The 18,687-nt window shown below is 37.1% G+C and carries 17 protein-coding genes; 4 read left to right on the top strand and 13 right to left on the bottom strand.

The genetic code is table 11. The features are described 5' to 3' along the window. Positions 1–537 precede the first annotated feature (537 nt). From ASE74_RS01550 to ASE74_RS01500, 12 genes are all read right to left on the bottom strand, one after another. Complete coding sequence (locus ASE74_RS01550; protein WP_055903246.1) at positions 538–1,275, bottom strand: DUF4241 domain-containing protein; 738 nt, start codon at positions 1,273–1,275, stop codon at positions 538–540. An 89-nt stretch (positions 1,276–1,364) separates the two neighbouring features. Then, entirely contained in the window at positions 1,365–1,757 is a 393-nt protein-coding gene (locus ASE74_RS01545; RefSeq protein WP_055903245.1) for a PleD family two-component system response regulator, read from the bottom strand. A gap of 117 nt (positions 1,758–1,874) precedes the next feature. Then, positions 1,875–2,738 (bottom strand): hypothetical protein, encoded by an 864-nt coding sequence (locus ASE74_RS01540; protein WP_055903244.1) that lies wholly within the window; start codon positions 2,736–2,738, stop codon positions 1,875–1,877. Positions 2,739–2,910: 172 nt separating this feature from the next. Further along, complete coding sequence (locus tag ASE74_RS24630) at positions 2,911–3,315, bottom strand: hypothetical protein (RefSeq protein ID WP_157255314.1); 405 nt, start codon at positions 3,313–3,315, stop codon at positions 2,911–2,913. 5 nt (positions 3,316–3,320) lie between these two features. After that, positions 3,321–3,740: a hypothetical protein gene (locus tag ASE74_RS01535; RefSeq protein ID WP_055903243.1), complete on the bottom strand. Its 420-nt coding sequence runs from the start codon at positions 3,738–3,740 to the stop codon at positions 3,321–3,323. A gap of 5 nt (positions 3,741–3,745) precedes the next feature. Continuing rightward, a complete protein-coding gene (locus ASE74_RS01530; RefSeq protein WP_055903242.1) occupies positions 3,746–4,162 on the bottom strand; it encodes a hypothetical protein in 417 nt (138 codons plus the stop codon). A 5-nt stretch (positions 4,163–4,167) separates the two neighbouring features. Further along, positions 4,168–4,590, bottom strand: coding sequence for a hypothetical protein (locus ASE74_RS01525; protein ID WP_157255313.1), 423 nt, complete (start codon positions 4,588–4,590; stop codon positions 4,168–4,170). A gap of 5 nt (positions 4,591–4,595) precedes the next feature. Next, positions 4,596–5,009: a hypothetical protein gene (locus tag ASE74_RS01520; protein ID WP_055903240.1), complete on the bottom strand. Its 414-nt coding sequence runs from the start codon at positions 5,007–5,009 to the stop codon at positions 4,596–4,598. After that, complete coding sequence (locus tag ASE74_RS01515) at positions 4,975–5,781, bottom strand: hypothetical protein (protein WP_055903239.1); 807 nt, start codon at positions 5,779–5,781, stop codon at positions 4,975–4,977. Before ASE74_RS01515 ends, ASE74_RS01520 begins: the two co-directional genes overlap by 35 nt. Before the next feature lie 201 nt (positions 5,782–5,982). Then, positions 5,983–7,293, bottom strand: a complete 1,311-nt coding sequence (locus tag ASE74_RS01510) for a TolC family protein (RefSeq protein WP_055903238.1) — start codon at positions 7,291–7,293, stop codon at positions 5,983–5,985. Position 7,294: 1 nt separating this feature from the next. After that, complete coding sequence (locus ASE74_RS01505; RefSeq protein ID WP_055903237.1) at positions 7,295–10,405, bottom strand: efflux RND transporter permease subunit; 3,111 nt, start codon at positions 10,403–10,405, stop codon at positions 7,295–7,297. Positions 10,406–10,407: 2 nt separating this feature from the next. Beyond that, positions 10,408–11,508: an efflux RND transporter periplasmic adaptor subunit gene (locus tag ASE74_RS01500; RefSeq protein WP_055903236.1), complete on the bottom strand. Its 1,101-nt coding sequence runs from the start codon at positions 11,506–11,508 to the stop codon at positions 10,408–10,410. 420 nt (positions 11,509–11,928) lie between these two features. On the opposite strand from ASE74_RS01500, the gene ASE74_RS01490 reads away from it, so the two are divergent. Both ASE74_RS01490 and ASE74_RS01485 read left to right on the top strand, forming a co-directional pair. After that, positions 11,929–13,707 (top strand): M61 family metallopeptidase, encoded by a 1,779-nt coding sequence (locus tag ASE74_RS01490; RefSeq protein WP_235525983.1) that lies wholly within the window; start codon positions 11,929–11,931, stop codon positions 13,705–13,707. 200 nt (positions 13,708–13,907) lie between these two features. Then, complete coding sequence (locus ASE74_RS01485) at positions 13,908–14,342, top strand: energy transducer TonB (RefSeq protein WP_055903233.1); 435 nt, start codon at positions 13,908–13,910, stop codon at positions 14,340–14,342. 103 nt (positions 14,343–14,445) lie between these two features. Here ASE74_RS01485 and ASE74_RS01480 read toward each other — a convergent pair whose 3' ends face one another. After that, positions 14,446–14,910: a hypothetical protein gene (locus ASE74_RS01480; RefSeq protein WP_055903231.1), complete on the bottom strand. Its 465-nt coding sequence runs from the start codon at positions 14,908–14,910 to the stop codon at positions 14,446–14,448. Positions 14,911–15,163: 253 nt separating this feature from the next. Here ASE74_RS01480 and ASE74_RS01475 point away from each other — a divergent pair, with 253 nt between their 5' ends. Both ASE74_RS01475 and ggt read left to right on the top strand, forming a co-directional pair. Beyond that, the gene (locus ASE74_RS01475) at positions 15,164–16,939 is read left to right on the top strand and encodes a long-chain fatty acid--CoA ligase (RefSeq protein WP_055903229.1); all 1,776 of its coding nucleotides are present in this window, start codon (positions 15,164–15,166) and stop codon (positions 16,937–16,939) included. Continuing rightward, a complete protein-coding gene (ggt, locus tag ASE74_RS01470; RefSeq protein ID WP_055903227.1) occupies positions 16,911–18,632 on the top strand; it encodes a gamma-glutamyltransferase in 1,722 nt (573 codons plus the stop codon). The genes ASE74_RS01475 and ggt overlap by 29 nt, the downstream gene beginning before the upstream one ends. The last annotated feature ends 55 nt before the right edge of the window (positions 18,633–18,687 follow it).

The following is an 18,687-nucleotide window of genomic DNA, read 5'->3' as shown; positions in this document are numbered from 1 at the left end:
AGCCGCAGGGTTCGTCATCTTTTGATACTGTAGCTAGAAAGCAATGACAGTATTTCTATTACATAATTTTAAAGAATGAATATCCTATGGGCATCGTCATGGCGAGAAGGCTTTTTCAGCCGACGAAGCGAAGGAGCTTCATCTCATGCGTCTTCCTGAACTTGTTTCAGGATCTTACATGAGTTAACCACAGCCACTTAATGTGTGTTTTTATTGCGTTTGCCACGGAAACACTGAAATCACGGAAAATTTATTTTGTCTTCTCTGCGTATTTTCCTTTTTGGCTATCATCCTGAGGTATAACTTATATGGTAGCGGAGCCGAAGACTTTTTCTCAGTAGTCGATTCAAAATCCATGATCTGTGTTCACATAACAAGGCCCAAAAGGTTAAAGGATTTCAACCTATGATGTACACAGATGCACACAGATTTTCATATCTGTGCGCATCCTTCCAATATGTGGTTAAATTATTTTTTTGTTTTTGCAAGGCTTAACTTAATGATATTGCCGCACATACCATCATTAGTAATCGTAATTTACTCTTCCTCAGTATAAGCCAACTCAATATCAATAAACTGGATAATCAACGAGCATACATTGCCTTCAATATCAAAACCATAATAAACAGGGTAGGTACCATCACCAAAGCCACTTTGAAAAAATGGAATATGATAATCTGTTCCTGGGATTTTCCAATTGATCCAATCTCCGTCTTCTCGTTGATAAATCGGGTTTTCGGCATAATTAGCAGCAAAAAGCAGTGCGAAATAATCATCGTAAAGGTTTTTGCCAAGATTTTCGTTATGAAACTTATCTTGAAAAGCGCAAAAATGTTTCAAAGTTTCTTTGTCCAAAACACAAGCCAAACCTGCATCAACATTAAATCCGAAAAACTCACCTTCATTAAAATCAACCAGGTCTTCCGTGCCAATTAGCGCTTCTTCAAAACGTATGGCATCATAAGCCGTAAATTGCACTTTAACAGCCGCATAACGGGCACAATCTTCGCCATCAGGAACTATCACGGCAGCCGTTACTGGAAATTCACCTACAGGAACCTTTATGGTGTAGGGTTCCGCATCTTTTTGGATATACACCAATGGATCACGAACCAAAATTTCTCCCGTTGGGATGGAAACACTGCCCAGTTCAAGGTGGTCGATTTCTTTACCGGCTACTCTTGTTTCTTCAAAATAATCGTTTAGGTTGTTTGGACAGGTTAATAAATTACGTTTTTCGTTCCAGGTTTTTAACCATGTTTCACTTGGTGCCATTGTGTTTATTTTAGAAAATAGATATATGTAAAAAAAAAAGCCAGAGAGATTTATGGTCTGCCTGGCTATGTATTTTGGTTGAATTACGATTAATTCAGATGAAAACTTGGTTTATCTTCTTCTAGAGAAAGAATTTTAGTGATTTTTTTAAGCAATACATCCATTTGGAAAGGTTTTGATAAAAAATCATCCTGACCATAATTTAGGGTTGTAAAATCTTTTGGATCATATAAGCCGGAAATCAACAGAATTGGAATTTTCGATGTGCTTTCTATTGATTTTAACTGTTCACATAAAACACGTCCGTCAATATGGCCAAGAGAAATATCAAGTAGAATTAAATCTGGATTAAAACTCTCGATCCTGTTAAAAACTTCTTCGCCATCATTAAGTGCCGAAACCTTAAAACCTCCGATTTCCAGTATCAATTGTATGGTTTCTAAAACCTCAATATCATCATCTACTACCAGTATTCTCTTCATATGTGTGAGCAATTTGTATGCTGTTAAAATAATAACAAAAGTTTGTGTTGTTATGTTTACAATCTTAAGAATATTTTAACAATAAATTTATAATTGCCGAAAAAATAGATTTCTAATTTAACTTGCCTGTTGTACTATACCTTCTTTATTCAGTATAAAATTGAATAGCTCTTCGATTGGTTTTTGCAGGATTTTTCCGGGCTCAATACCATTTTCAATTAATACAGAAATTAATGTTTCCTGGTAATAATATGCGATAGAACCAACAAAATGGCAGGGAACATTTTTATGTTTAGGGTAATCTTTAACATTGGTATCAACAAACTCCTGAAAGCCTGTTTTTAAAATTTCCTGAATAAACGGGTGGTCTTTATGGTTGGCCATAAAACGGCTAAAGCCTGCTAAATATATATTCGGAAAAGGTTTTTGGTATACGTTTGTGATAATCTGCTCTTTTTCTGCTGGAAAAGTTTTTTTAAACTCTGCTGCTAAATTAGGAGGCATTTTGTTGTAAAGATAACTGAGCAGTACCTTTTTTCCGAAAAAAGTACCCGAACCTTCGTCGCCCAGTACATAACCTAAACCATGGTGACCGTCGTGAATTTTCTTTCCATCGAAATAACAAATGTTCGAACCGGTACCCAAAATACAGTTTAAACCCTCGGCGTTACCGCAAGTGGCATAAACTGAACCTAAAAGATCGTGATCTACAGAAATAAAGGCATTTTCGAAAACAGCTGATAGGCCATTTGAAACCACTTCATGTTTATCTGGCGAAGAACAGCCGGCACCAAAAAAATAAATTTCCTTTACTTCTTCTGCGTATTGGAACAATGATTCATTTTTAGAAATCAGTTTGGTAATTTCTTGCTCACTTAAGAAATAAGGGTTTATTCCAGGCGTGCTAAATTTAATGGTTTCGCCATTATGATAGCCCATCCAATCGGTTTTTGATGAGCCACTATCTGCAACAAGTATCATGGGATTAAATATAAAAATTAATTGTAGAATTTCATGATTGCAATAATTTCTTTACTTCTATTAAACCTTTGCATCAAGTAAATTTGTGCTTCCAGTTGTAAACAATGACGAACAGAGAATCTATATGGTATATCTGTTTTCGCGTAGATTTTAGGATATATCTGCAAATTATTTAGTGTGCAGAAGGAATAGCTCTGCCTGCATCTTTTATATAGCGGATTACGCTTTTTATTTCGCAATCGCTTAAGGTGTCCATTTTGGAACCCTTAAATGTTCCACTTTTACTATACCAGCCTTTGTGCTTTTTTGTAAAAGCATAATCAATTAGTTTTAAGCTATCCATATTAGATATTTCTTGGAAAGTAAATATATTTTTATCCATTCTATCGCCATAAGGGACATGGCAGTTATGGCAACCCAAGTTAGAAACTATTCGATGAGCATCGTATTTATAATATTTACAGGTATCAGCTTTTTTTTTCTTAACATCCTTATTATTTTTTATCCCATTTGAACAGGCAAGAGCCAATGAGAGGAGTAGAATACCTGCAATTAGCTTTGTTATATTTGAAACCATATCAATTATTGGCTTGACATTGGGATATCTCTTCCAGTATCTTTTATGTAGCGGATTACGCTTTTTATTTGGCAATCGCTTAAGGTGTCCATTTTTGCGTCGTTATATGGACCAGTCTTACTAAACCAGCCTTTGTGGTTTTTTTCAAAAGTATAAGTTACAAGCTTTAGGCTATCCATTTTTGCTAAATCATTAAAAGTGGCCCATCCACGCTCATCTTTTTGCTCAGGTAAAATTCTTAAGTGACAGTTCCAACAACCAAGATTAGAGACAATTTGGTGAGCATCGTATGCGGAATATCTACAGTTATCAATCACTTTTTTTGTGAAAGCTACATTTTTAGTCTTTTTAGGTTTAGTTGTGCATGATAGAGTTGAAACTAGCAATAAAACAACGAAACTTAGCTTTATTATATTTAAAACCATATTCGTTATTGGCTTGACATTGGGATATCTCTGCCAAAATCTTTTATATAACGAATTACGCTTTTTATTTCGCAATTGCTTAAGGTATCCATTTTTGCCGCTTTGTACGGCCCAACCTTACTAAACCATCCTTTGTGTTTTTTGGTAAATACATAATTTATAAGTTCCAAGCTGTCTATAGCAGCTAAGCCTCGAAATGTTGGCCAGCCTCTATCATCTTTAATTTGTAGATTAGGTGATAAATGACAAAATTTACAGCTAAGATTTGACACAATTTGACCAGCATCGTATCTATAATAACGACAAGTGTCAATCGATTTTATTTGAGTTATGCTATTAATTTTTTTTGGTGAGTTCTTGCAAGCATAGAATGAAAGAACCAATAAACTACCTAAACTTAGCTTTATTGTTTTTAAAACCATAATTATTATTGAGTAGGTACAGCAATATCTCTTCCAGAATCTTTTATGTAGCGGATTACACTTTTTATTTGGCAATCATTCAAGGTATCCATAATATTTGTTTTAAATGCCCCGTTTTTACTATATGAATCTTGATGTTTTTTAGTGAATACATAATCAACAAGTTTTAAACTATCCATATTAGCTAATCCGCGGAACGTCGGCCAACCTCTATCATCTTCTATTTCTATATCGGGAGATAAATGGCAGGATTTACAACTAAGATTTGATATAATTTGATGTGCATCATAAGCTTGATATTTACAGGTATCCTTAAGCTTTTTATTAACGATGACAGCATTGGCATTATGTTCAGACTGATTATTACATGATATAATCATAGGCATTAATAAGCTACCTAAACTTAGCTTTGTTATGTTTAAAACCATATTCGTTATTGGCTTGACATTGGGATATCTCTGCCAGCATCTTTTATATAACGAATTACGCTTTTTATTTCGCAATCGCTTAAGGTGTCCATTTTGGAACCCTTAAATGTTCCACTTTTACTATACCAGCCTTTGTGTTTTTTTGTAAAAGCATAATCAACAATTTTTAAGCTATCCATTGCAGCTAAGCCTATAAATGTTATTGCCCCATATTCATCTTTTTCTTCTATTGCCATTCTTATATGACAGTTTTTACAGCCAAGATTCGAAATGATTTGACCAGCATTGTATCTATAAAATTTGCAGGTATCAGCTTTTTTTTTCTTAACATCCTCATTATTTTTTATCTCATTTGAACAGGCGTAAAGTAATGTGAGGAGCAGGCTACCTAAACTTAGCTTTATTATACTTAATTGCATAGATTGATTTATTTAAAAAAATTCTTACCCTGCTAACTGTATTTAAGTTGATATTTGAATATTCCTTTTTTGCCATATCATTGATATTACCCACAATATATTGCATCATATCTCCTTTTTCAGCGTCAGATATAACATGGCCAGAGTTATCGCTTAGATGATACATCAAACGATTTTTCTTATTGCCGTCCTCAATATCATTTAAGTCTAGTGTATGAAAGAATTCATGTGCACCGAAATATTTATTTCTTAGCCAGCTATTATAACTAACTGCTGCTGGCCAACCTGCTCCCTGAGTAAGGCCTGCGGAACCTTGTATTTGGCCATACTGATCGGTAAATTGATGTCCAATGGTATCAACAACTGCTAATACAAAATCGTTTCCCTTTAATTGGCTTAACATATTAATTTGTATTACGTTCACCATAAAATTAAAGTTATAACGAATAGAGTAAGACCAGATTTTATTTTTATTGAATGCTTTTTGATTTTCGTTGTACTTGTGTATCGAAACCCCACTCTTATACCCACCACCTCTTAACTTATTCGAAATTACCTGTTGGGTAAAAGTCATCAGGCTATTTAAGTTTGGTGCGCCATTAGTGGTGAGATCTAAAACTTTCAGGGTAATGGTAAAATCGCCATATAAGCTGAGTTCGCCATTGCCATTATCGCTAATCCGCAGGTTTTTGGCAACTATGCCGCCGGTTAAGGGTTGGTTTTGCAGCATTGCAAAACGCATTCGAAAATAATTTATTATGCCGTTTTCCATAGTATAAACAATAATGCTCAACAGGGAATTGGGCGTAAAAATTTTTAGTTATCATTTATTGATGTAGGGCAACAATAAATGTGTTTTATAACTAAGAGTTAAATTACAAATAAAAACGGGAAAACACGAATAATAACTTTGCTAAGCTATAAAGCAAAATAGGTTGATGATTAATTTAGGAATAAGCAATTCTTAATTAAATTAATTGCCGAAATTTATATTTCCACTGATTTCTTTCAATGTAGTTTCGGCTATTTTGGCCTGGTATTGCATTTCTATAAAACGGTTTTGGGCATCAATGGCGTTGCGTTGCGCTTCTCTGAGTTCTAAAGGTGCAATGCTGCCCAATCGGTATTTTGCTAAAGTGATATCCAGGTTTTCTTTTGCAATATCTACATTTCGCTGCTCCAGTTTAATCAGGTCGAGGTAGGTGGTGTAATTTTGATAGGCGGTAAGCAATTGCGAATTAACATCAAGCTTTGTTTTATTTAATGTAAGTGTCGAATTATCAATTTCAATCTTCGCATTGCGTTCTTGTTGTCGCTGTAAAAATCCGTTAAAAAGATTTAAACTTGCAGTAACGCCATAAGTAAATCCGTTTGCTGCAAACTTTTGGTTAAAGCCTGTTGGGCTGGTACTGTTTGCCCTGCTGTAGCCAGAATTTAAACTGATAGAAGGATACCTTGCGCCGCGTACTGATTTTAAGGTTAATGAGGCAATACGCTGATTGATAAATGCATTTTGAACATTTGGATTCTGTTGCTCAGCCATTTCTGCCATTTTAGAAAACAAAATGCCTTTGTCCACATCAATTGTATTTTCTACTGAGAAGGAAGTGCTGATATCCCTCACCATTAATTGGTTTAAGCGAACTTTAGCTACTTGTAAAGCATTTTTAGTTTGCAGATAGTTTGAGGTATCTGTATTATAATCAACCTGCGCGGTCAAAACATCCAGTTTAGAACCACGGCCAAGTTGTAATTTAGTTTTTGCAATATTGGTACGCAAAACCGAAACATCCATTGCACTATCGGCCGCAATAACCAGCTGTTGTTGCCTTACAATATCATAGTAAGCGGTAATTACATCAGCTACGGTGGTTAAAATGGTTAAACGTGCATTTAATTCGCCTTGTTTTTGCAGTTCTTTTAATCGGTCATAATTGGCAAACATGCTAAAGCCATCAAAAATGGTCCAGTTTAAATCGGCACCATAACTATTGTTGGTGCTTTTTGCTCCGGTTATTACACGGTCGGCACCCGTGGCTGGAGTTTGTCGCGTATTTTGTATACTTCCACCATTGGTATAACTACCTGTTAAATTAGGCAGCATACCAGCATTTCCAATATTGGCATTGTTTTTTGCAATATCTGTCTGGTTTTTGCTGATCTTAATATCGTAATTGTTTTGTAAAGCAACTGTAATGGCTTCCTGCAGGCTTAGCTTTTCTTGTGCAAAGCCCGAAAGGGATAAGCTTAACAACAGGATAAATATTTTTAATTTCTTGCTCATCTTATTCTTCTGTATGTAAAGCTTCTTGTTCAAAACGATGGGCTTCTTTTAATTCTTTATTCGGTTTATATGGTTTTGCCCAGTAAGAGTAAATGGCAGGGATAACAAATAGGGTTAAAACCAATGAGAATAATGTACCACCTACAATTACGGTTCCCATACTCATTCTACTTTTTGCGGCAGCACCTAAAGCAAGTGCAATAGGCAAGGCACCGATTGCAATGGCCAAACTCGTCATTAAAATTGGCCGTAAACGCGAAACAGCAGCTTCGCGAATAGCTTCGGGGATAGGAATACCTTTTTCTTTTAACTGGTTGGCAAATTCGACAATCAAAATACCGTTTTTGGTTACCAAACCAATAAGCATGATGGTACCAATCTGACTAAAAATATTCCAACTTTGCCCACATAACCAGAGGGATAAAAATGCACCTGCAACGGCCATCGGTACGGTTAATATGATGATAATTGGATCTTTAAAACTTTCAAACTGTGCCGAAAGGATTAAATAAACAAGTAAAAGTGCTAAACCGAATGCAAAAAAGGTATTTGACGAACTTTCTTTAAAATCTCTCGATTCTCCACTTAAATCGGTAGAAAAGGTTTCGTCCAATACTTTTTTGGCAATCGCATCCATCGCATCTATACCTTCACCAATACTTTTACCGGGTGCTAAACCAGCAGAAACAGTAGCGGCAATAAAACGGTTGTTCCTGTACAATTGTGGCGGACTGCTTTCTTCTTTGGCCGTTACTACGTTATCGAGCTGAACGAGTTCGCCTTTATCATTACGCACATAAACAGAACTTAAATCGAGCGGATCTTTTCGATCTCCACGATCAAACTGTCCGATTACCTGATATTGTTTCCCGTTCATAAAGAAGTAAGAAAAACGTTGACCGCTTAACCCTAGATTCAAAGTTTGTGCAATGGCCGATATGGAAACCCCTAAATTTTTAGCCTTATCACGATCAATGGTTAAATTAATTTCAGGTTTGTTAAATTTAAGGTTCACATCCGACACGGTAAAAGTTGGATCTTTCGAAACAGCATCCATAAACAATGGAATTTTCTCCCTTAACTTTTCAAAATTTTGCGCCTGGATGATGTAACTGATCGGTAAGCCACCCCTACGACCAACCGAGATTGTAGGTTGCTGATTAACAATGGTTTTACCTTCAGTATACTTTTTTGTAATCCTGGTCAGCATGTCAGCAATATCCTTTTGTGATCTCACACGGTCTTCAGGATCGGTTAAACCCATTCTTACAAAACCGGAGTTTACAGATCCGGAGCCACCAAAACCGGGTGAAGTAATGGTAATGTTTACATTTTTTTCAGGAACAGAATCAATCACCAATTGGTTCAGTTTCATGATAAACTTATCCGTATACGCAAAAGATGCGCCTTCTGGTGTAGTGGCATTGATGTTTATGGCACTCCTATCATCATATGGAGCGGTTTCTTTCGGTAAAACCTTCCAGAATAAGAATATTAAACCCATACATACCAATATAATCGGAATCGATAACCATCTTTTATCTAAAAATTTATTCAGGTTTGATTCGTATGCATCATTTAATTTTACGAAATAAGGTTCTGTCCAATTGTAAAACCTTGATGGCTTGTGCCCGCCTTTTTTCATCAGGTAGGCATTTAACATTGGCGTTAAGGTAAGTGATACAAAAGCCGAAACCAACACCGCTGCACCTATTACTACGCCAAACTCCCTAAATAACCGGCCAACAAAACCCTGCAAGAAAATTACCGGCAAAAATACTGCGGCAAGTGTAATGGAGATGGATATTACGGCAAAAAAGATTTCATTCGAGCCTTTAATGGCCGCTTCAAATGGCGACATTCCTTCTTCTACTTTTTTAAAGATATTTTCGGTAACCACAATACCATCATCAACCACCAAACCTGTTGCCAGTACAATGGCGAGTAAACTCAATACGTTAATCGAAAATCCGAAAGCGTACATGATGAAGAAAGTGAAAACCAATGATACCGGAATATCAATTAATGGCCTGAATGCAATTGCCCAATCCCTAAAAAACAGGTAAATAATTAAAATTACAAGTACCAGCGATAAACCAATGGTTTCTGCAACTTCGGTAACAGAGCGTTTAATAAAAAGTGTATTGTCTAATGCAACCTTTAGTTTAATATCCTGCGGGATATCTGCTTTTAATTTATCAAAGCGGTTGTAAAATTCTTTACTAATATCAAGATAATTTGCTCCGGGCTGGGGGATAATGGCAATTGCCACCATCGGCCTGCCCGATTCGCGTAAAATGGTTTCTTCGTTTTCTGGCCCTAAAACTGCATATCCAACATCTTTTAATTTAATTACCTGGTTGCTGTCTGTTTTTAAAATCAGGTTGTTAAATTCACTTTCGTTAGTCAGTTTTCCTAAAGTTTTAACGGTTAACTCAGTAGTTGCACCAGTGATTTTTCCGGATGGAAGCTCAACATTTTCATTATCTAAAGCGGTTACAATATCCTGAGAGGTTAAACCGTAAGCACTTAATTTATTTGGGTCCATCCAAATCCGCATGGCATATTTTCGCTGACCCTGAATTTGTACGCTACTTACGCCTGGGATGGTTTGTATCCGATCGGCAATTACGTTTTCAGCAAAATCGCTTAATTCTAGCGTGTTGCGTTTGTCGCTCTGTATCGTCATTGATAAAATCGGATCAGAGTTGGCATCAGCCTTGCTTACTACCGGTAAACCATCGATATCTTTAGGTAAAGTACGCGCAGCCTGCGATACTTTATCCCGTACATCGTTCGCTGCCTCTTCAATATTTTTATCAAGATTAAACTCTATGGTAATATTACTCGTGCCCTGGTTACTGGATGATGAGATGTTTCTGATTCCATCAATTGAATTGATCGATTTTTCTAATGGCTCGGTAATCTGCGATTCGATAATATCGGAGTTTGCACCTGGGTAAGATGTTCTTACCGAAACCACCGTAGGATCAATGGATGGATACTCGCGGACACCCAAAAAGGTATAGCCAATTATTCCAAAAAGAACAATCAGTAAGTTCATCACAATGGCCAAAACCGGTCTTTTTATACTCGTGGTTGAGATACTCATAATTACTGCTTAACCAAATGAACTTTTACAGGAGCATCTTTTTTTAGTGCCATCGATCCGGTAGTTAAAACGGTATCGCCAACTTTTAATCCTGAGGTAATTACAATATCTTCATCAGTACGGGTACCGGCTTCTACCTTAACCTCCTGTGCTTTGCCATTTTTTTGAATGTAAACAATTTTACCCTTTAAAACCGGAACAACAGCTTCATTCGGGATAAGAATGGCATTTTGAAGCGTATTTAAAGCCAGTTTAATCTTGGCAAATGAGCCTGGTAACAGTGCATTATCTGCATTTGGAGCCAAGGCTCTAATTTGTAACGTTCTGGTAGCGGCATTAATTCCTGGTTCTATCGCATAAACCTTTCCCTTGTTTTCTTTGGAAGATCCATCGGTGGTGAAAGTAATTTCAGAGTTTATTTTAATCTGTCCGGCATATTTCTCAGGGACTGAAAAAGTAACTTTAACGGGGTTTGTGCTTACCAAATTCGCAATAACGGTTGCTGGAGTTAAATAGGTTCCTGCTGATATACTGCGTAAACCCACTCTGCCTGTAAAAGGTGCCCTAATGGTGGTTTTAGCCAATTGAGCCCTGATTAATTGCGATTGTGCCTGCAACGATTTTAGATCGGCCAGCGAAGTGTCGTATTCTTCCTGACTGATTGCGCCCTTGGCCAATAACTGTTTCGCCCTGTTTTCATTCGTGCCAGATAATTTTTGCTTCGTTAGCGCATCCTGTAATTGAGCCTGTATATCTCTGTCGTTTACTTTAACCAGTACGCTTCCTTTTGATACCGTTGTGCCTTCCTTAAAAAAGATCCCGGTAACCAAACCAGAAACTTCACTTTTTAATACCACAGATTCGTTTGCATCAATGGCACCCGTAACCTCAAGGTCGTTATCAAACGATGTTGCTTTTACTACAATACCATCTACCACAAGCGGAGCCGATTTCCCATCTTTACCTCCGGCCTTGCCTTTTCCTGCCCCTGCAGCTGAACCGGCGCCTTTCCCTTCGAGTTTTTTGTTTGCGTTAATCCTGTAATATACCAGATAGGCCAAGCCTATTGCTAAAACAGCATAGATAATATACCTTTTCTTCATGTTTATATTTGTGTCGTGCGTATTCCGAACATTAAAATAAGATTAATGTTATAGAATTAGAGGGTAAAAATATTCAAATAGTTTAGTCCTAAATTTGTTGTATTAAGGATGTTACAGCTTTTCCGTTTGGCTTTACAATTTTTAGTTTGGTGTTAATCCGTTGGCTGATAAAATGTAATTGCTGTTTATATCCCCGTAACTGAGTTAGAGATGAGAAAGCAAATTGATTATTTAGGATTAAGTTGGCTAAAAAATCATTAACCATCTGCCATGTACCCATCTAACAGAAACAACTATTTTACACCACATTTAGCTATTTTATTCTAAAACCTCACCAATAAATATAAATTTGCAGCAAAACAAGTGAATATGTTTAATAAAAAATCAATTTTAAGTTTAGTTTTACTACTAACGTGTATTATGGCAGCTAAGGCGCAAGTGAAAATAGGCTTCGAGGTTTCTTTTAAAGAGCCGCAAGCACATTATGCAGAAGTGCAGATGAATATATCTGGCTTGGCAAAGGATTACGTAGATGTAAAAATGCCTGTTTGGACACCCGGTTCTTATCTTGTGCGTGAGTTTGAAAAAAGTGTTGAAGAATTTAAGGCCACCGCTGGAGGAAAAACCGTTAAGGTAGAAAAAGTAAGAAAAAATACCTGGAGAATTTTCTCTGCAAAAGCAGCAAATATCCAAATCAATTACCGTGTTTATGCATTCGAAATTTCTGTGCGTACACCTTTTATAGATGAATCTCATGCTTTTTTATCACCAACAGGAATTTTTATGCATCCTGACGGGATGATTAAATCGCCTAGCACCGTAAAAATAATTCCTTTTAATACCTGGAGTAAAGTTTCTACCGGTTTAACGCCTGTTGCTGGTGAGCAATTTACTTATAAGGCTACAGATTTTGATATCCTTTACGATAGCCCAATCGAAGTAGGCAATCAGGATGTTTTTGAATTTACAGCTTCTGGCGTTCGCCACGAAGTAGCCATGTATGGTGGTGGTAATTATGATAAAGAAAAACTCAAAGTAGATATGGCCAAAATTGTCGATCAGGAAACGGCAGTTTATGGCGAAAATCCAAATAAATACTATCTTTTCATTGTGCATAATTTTTTAAGAGGTGGCGGCGGTTTAGAACATTTAAACTCTACAACCTTAGGTGCAACCAGAGATGCATACAGCACTGCAGAAGGTTATAAAGGTTTTTTAAGCCTGGTAGCACATGAATACCATCACCTTTGGAACGTTAAACGTTTACGCCCGGTGGCATTGGGTCCGTTTGATTACGACAATGAGAATTATACCACCAACCTTTGGGTAGCCGAAGGTTTTACCTCATATTACGAAAATAAATACGTGCACAGAGCTGGTTTTACCGATGTAAATGAGTTTTTGAAAGATCTGGCTGGTGGTGTTGCAACCGTATTAAATACACCTGGTGCCAAATATCAATCGGCAGCTGCTTCTAGCTACGATGCCTGGATAATAGGCTACCGCCCGAATGAGAACTCTAAAAACAATTCTATTTCTTACTATAACAAAGGAGAGGTAATTGGAATTTTAATGGACCTCGAAATCATCAATGCCACAAAAGGTGCTAAAAGTTTGGATGATGTAATGAAAGCAATGTATCTGCAATGCAAAACGCTTAAACGTGGTTATACCGATGCAGAATTTAAAGCAATGGTAGAAAAAATATCCGGGATCAGCTTTACCAATTTCTGGGCTAAATATGTAAATGGCGTGGATGATGCCGAATATGTAAAATACTTCGGTTATGCTGGTGTTGATGTTTCTACCGAAAATGCAACCCCTGGTAAACCGGTTACAGGAGCTTCGGGCCAGTTAACAAATGATGGTCTGGCAATTTCCTCAACAACAAGAAATTCTGCCGCATGGATTAGCGGTTTAAATGTGAATGATGTAGTGCTTACTTTAGATGGTACCTCACTAAGCGATGCACTAGCTACCGTTAGGTTAAAAAGTCCGTTAATTTCTTTGGATGTAATTCCTTTGGTTGCCAAAAAGAATATTGGTGATGTATTAAAACTAAAGGTTAAACGCGATGGACTTGAAAAAGAAATTTCTTTAACCTTAAAAGAAAATCCTAGCGTGCGTTTAAAAGCCACTGTTAACGAAAATGCAACTCCGGCACAAAAGGCTGTGTTAAAAAAATGGACAGGGGTTTAGTCAATTTACTGTTAGAAGTTTTATGTTAATATAAAAGAGACTGTATCATAAATTAATTTCTCCTAAAGTTATGTTGAGCCTGTAGAAATCCCTAAATAGGAATTTTAAATAAGTTCATCGACAAGCTTGGGTTAACAAATCAATAATTACGATATGGTCTCTTTTTTATTTAAGATATTTATTGAACCAATATCGAATATATGATAAAGCAGTTGCTGTTTATATTATGCCTTTTAACCTTTTCCTTTGCAAAAGATAATCAGGTTTTTGCACAACAAACATCATGTAAGGGTTATTATAACAAACAATTGAAGCTTTTTGTGTATTCACAAGTTGATAAAATGCCAGAGTATCCGGGCGGTATTGCTAAATTCTATAAGTTTTTATCAAATTATTCACTAAATGGAGTAGATAACGATCGTTTACAATCAACTGTTTTTCCAACTTTTATAATAGATGCTTCGGGCCATGTAAAAAACGTTGGTATTTACGATAAAACACCCGAAAATTATACGCAATTGGATCGTAACGTGATCAAATTGTTAGAAACCTGCCCAAACTGGGAACCAGCAAAATGTGACAATAAAAATGTGGCGATGAATTTTCGAACAAGGATGACCTTGTGCTATCAATAGTTAAAATATTAATCAAAGTTAAAACCCACAAAAAAATCCCGTAAGATGAATTTCTTACGGGATTTCTTATGTAACGCTTTACGCCCCGCGCCATGCGCTATACCTAGAAAGTGTATCTAAATCCTAAACCAAAACGGCCAGCATTAAAGTCGCTATCATTGTCGCCAAGGTAAAGTCTTGGTCTCCAGTCTAAAGCCAATGCCAAAGGTGCACCGCTAAATTTGTAATCTAAACCAACCATTGGAACCAAATAAAAGCTAGAACCGCCATCATACAATTGAACAGATGGACCACCACCTAAATACCAGTCTAAACCTTTAGCTCCAGGGATTGAAGAATTGTATTGTAAAAAACCCTGAATAATAGTAGAGTTTCCACCAAATAAAACCTCGCCTTGAATAGCAGCTTTACGACTAAAATGATGTCTTACCGAAGGACCAACCAATGTAGCACCATCTCCAAAATCAATACCTAAACCAAGTCCGGTTTTGTAGTTTTGAGCTTTAACGGTTGTTGTAGTAAGGGCAAACAATGCAATGCATCCTAAAATTGTAAATAACTTTTTCATATTTTATATGTTTTGTAAATAATTATCAGCCTAACAACTTTAATGCCGTTTATGTTTTTTAGGTCAAAATCTAAAATCAGAAAAACAATGCTTGCATAGTAATTTTGTAATTGCTAAGTTTATTTAATTTTATTTTATGAAGCTTAATGCTTGCGTTTTTATACATCACGAGGTATTATTTTCATAAAAGAAGCATATAGATATCAATCTTTATGTTTGATTTTTTAACTTAACCAAATATTATACTATTCATATGGCGGCAGAAATTAAACGGGTTTTTGATCTTTTGAAATATAGCCTCGAAAATCCTAAGCAAGAGTTCATCAGCGGAAAAGTTAATGGGAAATGGATAAATTATAGTACAGCCGATTTTTGTAATGCTGTTGATAACCTTAGTCGTGGGTTAATTAAACAAGGCATAAGCAAAGGCGGTAGGGTAGCGGTAATGTCGCACAACAGGCCCGAATGGAACATTGCCGATTTTGCTGCAAACCAGATTGGTGCCTATCAGATTCCGCTTTATCCAACACTTGCCGAACACGATATCGAATTTATATTAAAAGATGCGGAGATTTCGATCATTTTCGTTGCAGATGAAGAATTGTATAAAAAGATTAAACCCTGCGCTGAGGCAATAAACCCAGGCATCAAAATATATAGTTTTAATGAAATTAAAGAGGCTGAAAACTGGAATGTACTGATAGATGCAGGCAAGGCAAGTTTAGATATCAATTTAGATGAATACCGCAATAATGTAGCCCCAGAAGATATTTTAACGCTAATTTATACTTCCGGTACCACCGGCACGCCAAAAGGGGTAATGTTAACACACAATAACCTGGTGGCAAATTTTGTAAACTCTGCTGTGGTAATGCCCGAAGGTGTTAAAAAAGGATTGAGTTTTTTGCCCCTTTCGCACATTTTCGAAAGGATGATTATTTATCTGTACCTTTTTAACTATACCGGAATTTATTATGCCGAAAGTATGGATACCATTGTGGCCGATATACAGCACGTTAAACCAAATGCATTTTCTACCGTTCCGCGTTTGCTTGAAAAAGTTTACGATAAGATTATGGAGAAAGGCAAGGCACTAACAGGAATTAAAAAAGGAATATTCTTCTGGTCTGTAGCTTTAGCCGAAAAATACACCATTGATGCCGGAGCCTGGTATAATTTTAAATTAAGCATTGCCCGCAAACTTGTTTTTAAAAAATGGCAGGAAGCGCTGGGTGGCGAAATTGTAGTCATTGTATCAGGAGGAGCAGCACTAAATCCGCGTTTGGCCAGAATTTTCTGGGCAGCAGGCATGCCGGTTTTCGAAGGTTATGGATTAACAGAAACCTCACCCGTAATTACCGTTAACCATTTTGGCGGTACCATGTTCGGATCAGTAGGAGAGGTAATTAAAGGTGTAGAAGTTAAAATTGCACAAGATGGTGAGGTTTTAACCCGTGGGCACCAGGTAATGAAAGGTTATTATAACCGGCCCGATTTAACAAATGAAGCTGTAGATAACGAAGGTTGGTTCCATACCGGAGATATTGGCGAACTGGTTGAAGGCCGCTATTTAAGAATTACCGACCGTAAGAAAGAAATGTTTAAAACAGCCGGTGGCAAATATGTAGCACCGCAAATGCTGGAGAATAAATATAAAGAATCAATTTTTATCGAACAGATTATGGTATTGGGCGAAAACAGGAAATTTCCTTCTGCACTGATTGTTCCCAACTTCGAAACCCTAAAAACCTGGGCAGGTAAAAAAGGTATTGCCTTTACCACTAACGAAGAAATTATTAAAAATGAACAAGTGCTTACCAAATACAATGAAGTAATAGAAGCTGCGAATGTTGGTTTTGGTAAATGGGAACAAGTTAAAAGATTTGCACTTTTACCAAAAGAGTGGAGTATTGATGGTGGTGAACTAACCCCGAAGTTAAGTTTAAAAAGAAAAGTAATTACCGAGAAAAATAATGCGGTAATAGAAAAAATATATAAAGATGCAGAAAACTACAAAGCCCCTCAATAAACTTAAAAAATCTTTAATCTACCTAAGCAGTGTGGTGCTGTTGGCTGGTTGTGCTACCGGGCAATTGGGTAAAAACAATAGTGGCGAATACAAAAATGGTATGGTGGTTTCTGCCCATCCCGAAGCTTCACAGGTAGGTATCGATATTTTAAAAAAAGGAGGCAATGCGGTTGATGCTGCGGTGGCAGTGCAATTTGCGCTTGCCGTAGTGTATCCCAATGCCGGTAATATTGGGGGTGGTGGTTTTATGGTATACCGTGGGGCCAATGGAGAAATTAATGCATTGGATTTTCGTGAAAAGGCTGCTGCTTCGGCCAATAGAGATATGTATCTTGATGCTGCAGGTAACCCCATTGTAGATAAAAGCCTCTACGGCCATTTAGCAGCCGGTGTTCCGGGTTCAGTTGATGGAATGGTAGAAGCGCACAAAAAGTATGGTAAATTATCATGGGCACAAGTGTTGCAGCCTGCTATAGATTTGGCACAAAATGGCTTCAAAATCACCAAAAGGCAAGCAGAAGAACTGAATAGCCTGCACCGGAAATTTATGGAATTTAATCCTAATGGTACTGCTTTTGTTAATTTAGAAAGTACCTGGCAGGAAAATGGAATAATGGTGCAAACAGAATTGGCCAATACCTTAAAACTGATTCAGGAAAAAGGACGTGCGGGTTTTTATGAGGGAGCTGTTGCCGATTCAGTTGTGGCAGAAATGCAGCGTGGTAAAGGGCTTATCACCAAAACCGATTTAAAAAACTACCATTCTGCCTGGCGCAAACCCATTACCGGAAATTATAGGGGCTATAAAATTATTACCATGCCGCCAACATCTAGCGGCGGTATTGCGCTAATTCAATTGCTGCAATCTGTAGAGTCTTTTCCACTAAAAAGATGGGGGCACAATGCTGATTCTACCGTACAGGTAATTGTAGAGGCCGAAAGAAGGGTATATGCCGATCGGGCCACACACCTGGGCGATCCGGATTTTTATGCCGTTCCACAACAGCAAATGTTAAGCGCCGAATACAATAAAAGTCGCATGGCAAATTTTAACTGGGCAGCAGCAACACCAAGCAGCGCAGTACTGGCTGGCGAAATAAAAGGGGCAGAACACGAAGAAACCACACATTTTTCTATTGTAGATCATGATGGAAATGCGGTTTCAATTACCACAACCTTAAACGGCTCTTATGGATCGTTGGTTGCGGTAAAAGGTGCAGGATTTCTACTTAATAACGAAATGGACGATTTTTCCGTTAAACCAGGCGCACCAAATATGTATGGTTTAGTTGGCGGAGAAGCCAATGCCATTGCCCCAAATAAAAGAATGTTAAGCTCAATGACTCCCAGTATTGTAGAAAAAGACGGACATTTATTTATGGTTGTGGGTACACCCGGAGGATCGACCATTATTACCTCTGTATTTCAAACAATTATTAATGTAATAGATTTCGATATGTCTATGCAAGCGGCAGTTGCTGCTAAAAAATTCCATCACCAATGGCTGCCTGATGAAGTATATTTAGAACCAGATGCATTGGATAGTTTAAGTGTACAGAAATTGAGGGCCAAAGGTTATAAACTTGAGGTAAGAGGCCCTATTGGGAGGGTAGACGCAATTTTGAAAAACAAATGGGGCAATTATCAGGGGGGTGCCGATCCACGTGGCGACGATAAAGCAATAGGCTATTAGTGTTGAAAAGTTGATAAGTATTTTTACAAGTGTGTATTTTTGGTATGGCTATTGT

It is taken from the genome of Pedobacter sp. Leaf216 (genome assembly GCF_001421515.1).
Classification (GTDB): domain Bacteria; phylum Bacteroidota; class Bacteroidia; order Sphingobacteriales; family Sphingobacteriaceae; genus Pedobacter.
Note: the sequence above shows the minus strand (reverse complement) of the source record. Positions and strands in the feature narration are given on the sequence as shown.

Bases quoted from the DNA above. Each gene is read 5' to 3' on its own strand.
- ASE74_RS01550 (WP_055903246.1), bottom strand. From the start codon at position 1,275: ATGGCACCAAGTGAAACATGGTTAAAAACCTGGAACGAAAAACGTAAT.
- ASE74_RS01545 (WP_055903245.1), bottom strand. From the start codon at position 1,757: ATGAAGAGAATACTGGTAGTAGATGATGATATTGAGGTTTTAGAAACC.
- ASE74_RS01540 (WP_055903244.1), bottom strand. From the start codon at position 2,738: ATGATACTTGTTGCAGATAGTGGCTCATCAAAAACCGATTGGATGGGC.
- ASE74_RS24630 (WP_157255314.1), bottom strand. From the start codon at position 3,315: ATGGTTTCAAATATAACAAAGCTAATTGCAGGTATTCTACTCCTCTCA.
- ASE74_RS01535 (WP_055903243.1), bottom strand. From the start codon at position 3,740: ATGGTTTTAAATATAATAAAGCTAAGTTTCGTTGTTTTATTGCTAGTT.
- ASE74_RS01530 (WP_055903242.1), bottom strand. From the start codon at position 4,162: ATGGTTTTAAAAACAATAAAGCTAAGTTTAGGTAGTTTATTGGTTCTT.
- ASE74_RS01525 (WP_157255313.1), bottom strand. From the start codon at position 4,590: ATGGTTTTAAACATAACAAAGCTAAGTTTAGGTAGCTTATTAATGCCT.
- ASE74_RS01520 (WP_055903240.1), bottom strand. From the start codon at position 5,009: ATGCAATTAAGTATAATAAAGCTAAGTTTAGGTAGCCTGCTCCTCACA.
- ASE74_RS01515 (WP_055903239.1), bottom strand. From the start codon at position 5,781: ATGGAAAACGGCATAATAAATTATTTTCGAATGCGTTTTGCAATGCTG.
- ASE74_RS01510 (WP_055903238.1), bottom strand. From the start codon at position 7,293: ATGAGCAAGAAATTAAAAATATTTATCCTGTTGTTAAGCTTATCCCTT.
- ASE74_RS01505 (WP_055903237.1), bottom strand. From the start codon at position 10,405: ATGAGTATCTCAACCACGAGTATAAAAAGACCGGTTTTGGCCATTGTG.
- ASE74_RS01500 (WP_055903236.1), bottom strand. From the start codon at position 11,508: ATGAAGAAAAGGTATATTATCTATGCTGTTTTAGCAATAGGCTTGGCC.
- ASE74_RS01490 (WP_235525983.1), top strand. From the start codon at position 11,929: ATGGCAGCTAAGGCGCAAGTGAAAATAGGCTTCGAGGTTTCTTTTAAA.
- ASE74_RS01485 (WP_055903233.1), top strand. From the start codon at position 13,908: ATGATAAAGCAGTTGCTGTTTATATTATGCCTTTTAACCTTTTCCTTT.
- ASE74_RS01480 (WP_055903231.1), bottom strand. From the start codon at position 14,910: ATGAAAAAGTTATTTACAATTTTAGGATGCATTGCATTGTTTGCCCTT.
- ASE74_RS01475 (WP_055903229.1), top strand. From the start codon at position 15,164: ATGGCGGCAGAAATTAAACGGGTTTTTGATCTTTTGAAATATAGCCTC.
- ggt (WP_055903227.1), top strand. From the start codon at position 16,911: ATGCAGAAAACTACAAAGCCCCTCAATAAACTTAAAAAATCTTTAATC.